Origin of the sequence: uncultured Limnohabitans sp. (genome assembly GCF_937889215.1) — a bacterium.
Lineage (GTDB): Bacteria > Pseudomonadota > Gammaproteobacteria > Burkholderiales > Burkholderiaceae_C > Limnohabitans_A.
The window spans coordinates 1-3,927 of sequence record NZ_CALBEX010000423.1 but is presented as its reverse complement, the minus strand read 5'-3'; the positions used below and the strand labels follow the sequence as shown (position 1 = coordinate 3,927).

Genomic DNA, 3,927 nt, shown 5'->3' with positions numbered 1-3,927 from the left:
GGGCACACTGGGGTTCTTCAACCCCGAGCTGAAATGGACGCAAGACAAAACCGCCAGTGGTGCGGTTTGGGGACAGGTTCTGCTGGACGTCAACACGGGTCCGCCCGCCCGCATCACCGAAGTGCAATGGCAGTGGCAAGGCGATGTGGCCGACAACCCGTTGGCGCGGCCTCAACAAGAAGCCATCGTGCGTCTGTGGGCCTTGCCAGAGGGTGAGACCTTCAACCAGTCCGACTGGCGTGCAGCCAAAAACCAAGCACTGCGCCAACTGCTGGCAGAAAATTACCCTTGGGGCCGCTTGGTGCACAGCCTGGCGCTGGTGGACGAGCCCAACAACCAAGTGCGCTTGTGGCTCACCCTGGACTCGGGCCCCGCTGTTCGCCTGGGTGAGCTGCAAATTTCAGGGGCAGACAAATACGGCACGGAACAAGTGCAACGACTGGCGCGTTTGCCAGCGGGCAAAGCCTACCGCCAAAACGATTTGCTCGAAGCACAGCAACGCTTGGTGGTCAGCGGCTTTTACGACTCGGTGTTTGTCAGCCTTGCACCTGAAGGCAGCCCCGAATTGGCCCCTGTAAAAGTGGAGCTAAAAGAAAGCTTGCGCCAAAAATGGGTGCTGGGTCTGGGTGTGCGCAGCGACAGCGGTGCCCGCCTGAGCGCCGAGCACACGCACCACAGCGTACCCGGTTTGCATTGGCGCTCGGTCAGCAAAATCTCCATCGACCGTGACTTGCAAAGTCTGGGCGTGGACTTGCTGGCCCCCCCCGACAGCAGCCTGTGGCGCTGGAACACTTCGGCCCAGTTTGAGCAAGAAAAACGTGGTGATTTTCAAGTCAACAGCCAACGCTGGCGGGCCGGTCGCATCCAGCTGGGTGACCGCGTTGACCGCTCTTATTACGCCCAATACGACACGGCCCGACAACCTGGTGACACGCAAGGCGTGCGCGAATCGGTCAGCGGCAACTTGGCCTGGACCTGGCGCAACTTTGACAGCTTGCCATTCCCCAACAGCGGCTTGGGGGTGGGTGTCGAGCTGGGCTCCGGTGTGACGCTGGGGTCTAACAACGAACCCTATTTGCGTTGGCGCGCGAAAGGTCTGGGGCTGCTGCCCTTGGGATCAACGCGCGGCCGCCTGGCTGTGCATGGCGAAATGGGCAGCGTGGTCAGCCGCGACACAAGCAATTTGCCCACCACACAGCTGTTTTTGACGGGCGGTGACAACAGCGTGCGCGGGTACGCCCCGAACAGCATCGGCGTCGATGCCGGCAACGGCCTGACCGTGGCAGGCCGCTACTTGGCCACTGGCAGTGTGGAGTGGCAACGGCCCATCCGTTGGAACGGCCAGCGCACAGACTGGGAAAGTGCCGTATTTGTGGATGCAGGCGCTGTGGCCAATGAAACCCACCAACTCCATGCACAAGTCGGCTATGGCTTGGGCGCACGCTGGCGCAGCCCGGTCGGGCCTGTGCGCATGGACCTGGCCTACGCGCAGGCCCTGCACAAATTCCGCCTGCACCTGAGCGTGGGCTTCACTTTCTGACCATGGCCCCCACCACACCCACCGAAACCCCAGCGCTGGATGCCGCGCCAAAGCGGGCCAAGCCCCTTTACAGGCGGGTTGCTGCGCGTCTGGGCACGCTCTCGGCCGTGGGTTTGTCCGCCCTGCTGGGGCCTTTGGTGTTGCTTGCTTTGGTTGGGGCTTTGTGGGCTTGGTCGGGTACGGCGGGCTCCTTGGCCACGACCCTGAAAATAGCGGCCTGGGCATTGCCCGCTGACCAGCAACTGAGCAGCTCGGATGTAGAAGGCAATTTGCGTCAAGGCGGACGCATCGGCCAGCTCCAGTGGCAGCGCGCGGGGCTTCAAGTGGCGTCACGCGACGGTCAAATTTTGCTGGATTGGTCGCAGCTTTGGCGTCAGGCCTGGCCAGTGCGCAGCATCCACCTGAAAAACCTGCAGATCGACGACCAGCGCGCGCCCCAAGCAGTGACACCATTAACGTCTGTGAGCCTGCCGCTGCCTTTGCAACTGGCTTGGCAAGTAGACCAATTGCGCTGGAAAGGGGGCGCGGATGTGGCCCTGTCCGATGTGCGGGGGCATTACGCGTTTGATGGCCAAGCACACCAACTCCAAGTGCAATCACTGACCCTGGCACAAGGTCGCTACAGCTTGCAAGCGCGTTTGCAGGCCCAAGCCCCCATGGCCCTGCAGATTGACTTGCAAGGTGAGGTTCAAACCCCCACAAGCGGGGGCGTCCCCGGCCGGCCTCTGGCGCTGCAGTCGTCGATCCAAGGTAACTTGTCGGGCCTCTTGGCCCAGCTGTCGCTGCAAGCCCAACTGGCCCCGGTCAACGCACCAGGCCCCTTGTTGCGCACGCCAAACAGCGTGCACCTGGACCTGCAAGCGCAGATTCAACCTTGGCAGAAGCAACCGCTGCGGCAAGCTCAAGGGCAATGGCAGGCCCTGGACTTGGCCCCGCTTTGGCCGGGTGCCCCTCAAACCCGGCTGCAGGGGCAAGCCAAAGTGACGCCCAATGGCCAGGCCTGGCAGCTCGACACAACGTTGAGCAACGCTTTGCCAGGGGCCTGGGACAAACAGCGCCTGCCGCTGAGCACACTGAGCCTGCGTGCCCGCTATGACCAAGGGCTTTGGCAAGTCGAGCAAGCACAGGCCCAAATGGCCGGTGGGAAGGTGCAAGCCCAAGCCCAGCAGACACTGGCAGGCTGGACGGGGCAGCTCGACCTCCATGGCGTGGAGCCAGCCCAGGTCCACACCGCACTGCTCGGACCTGCCGTGCAAGGCCGACTGCAAGCCCAAGCCACAGGCCCCAAAAGCATTCATGTCCAGGCCGACCTGAGAGCGCAGAGCTTGCCCAATGCAGCGGCGCAGCCCACGTCAAGCCCCAGCCCAAAGGCTGGCTTGCAATGGGAAAAACTCCAGCTCTCCGGTCAATGGGAAGGGCAAACCTGGGACATTGAATCCCTGCGGCTGCAAGCTGCGCAAGCCTTGCTCGAAGCACGGTTCAAACTGCAACCGGCTCTGCGAACGGTGCAAGGGCAGATGACGCTGCAACTGCCTGGCTTGCAAGCACAGGCGCAAGGCTCTCTGGCCCCGCTCAGCGGGCAAGGCCGCTTGAGCGTCGCGATGCCCAACGCCTCGCAAAGTGTGAATTGGCTAAAAACCTTGCCGATCTGGGGGGCCGCGTTCAAAGACCTCAAGGCTTCTGGCACAGGCCTGCTCGAAGCACAATGGCAAGGCGGCTTTGAACAAGCCGACACGCCCTTGTCCATCAAGGTGCAAGGGCCAAGGCTCGAATGGCATCCACCCGCACAGACCCCCTGGGTCATGGCGCAAAGCCAATGGCAATTGCAAGGAACGCCTCGGTCGGTGCAGGCCCAACTGCAAACAAAACTGAGTCGGGGCAACACCAGCGCTGAAGTTCAAACCCACTGGCATGCCCGTCGGCCCGATGTGTCCAGTTCAAACTGGCAAGGCCAGATCGACAGCGTGCAAATCCACCTGCCCAACGCCGCGACAGCCACTGCAGCACCTTGGCGCTTGCAAATGCAGCAAGCATGGGACTGGCAAGCCCGGCTGGATGAGCCCACGCCCTCGCTCAACTGGGGACCGTCCAACTGGCACCTTCAAGGCCCAACCCCAGGCACAGGGCGCCTCACCGTGGCAGCGGGGGACTGGACGGGTCAGGGTGAAAAACAAGCGCAAGCGCACGGGCTTGCCCGCTGGGAAGATGTGCCTTTGAGTTGGGCGCAGCCTTGGTTGGGCACGGACATCCAAAGCGACGTGCTTTTGCAAGGCCAAATGGCGCTGCAACTCGACCAAAACCTGAGCCTGACACTCTCAGCCGAACGCACCCAAGGCGATGTGCGCGTCTACACCGCCAACGGTGCCGGACAACGCACCGCCGCTGGC

The 3,927-nt window shown here is 62.6% G+C and carries 1 protein-coding gene and 1 pseudogene; both read left to right on the top strand.

What is annotated here, in order from left to right; translation table 11 throughout:
- A partial coding sequence (locus Q0341_RS10850; protein WP_299513093.1) for a BamA/TamA family outer membrane protein occupies window positions 1-1,540 on the top strand: 1,540 nt, incomplete at its 5' end.
- Window positions 1,541-1,542: 2 nt separating this feature from the next.
- Window positions 1,543-3,927 (top strand): annotated as a pseudogene (locus Q0341_RS10845) (hypothetical protein); the annotation flags it as partial.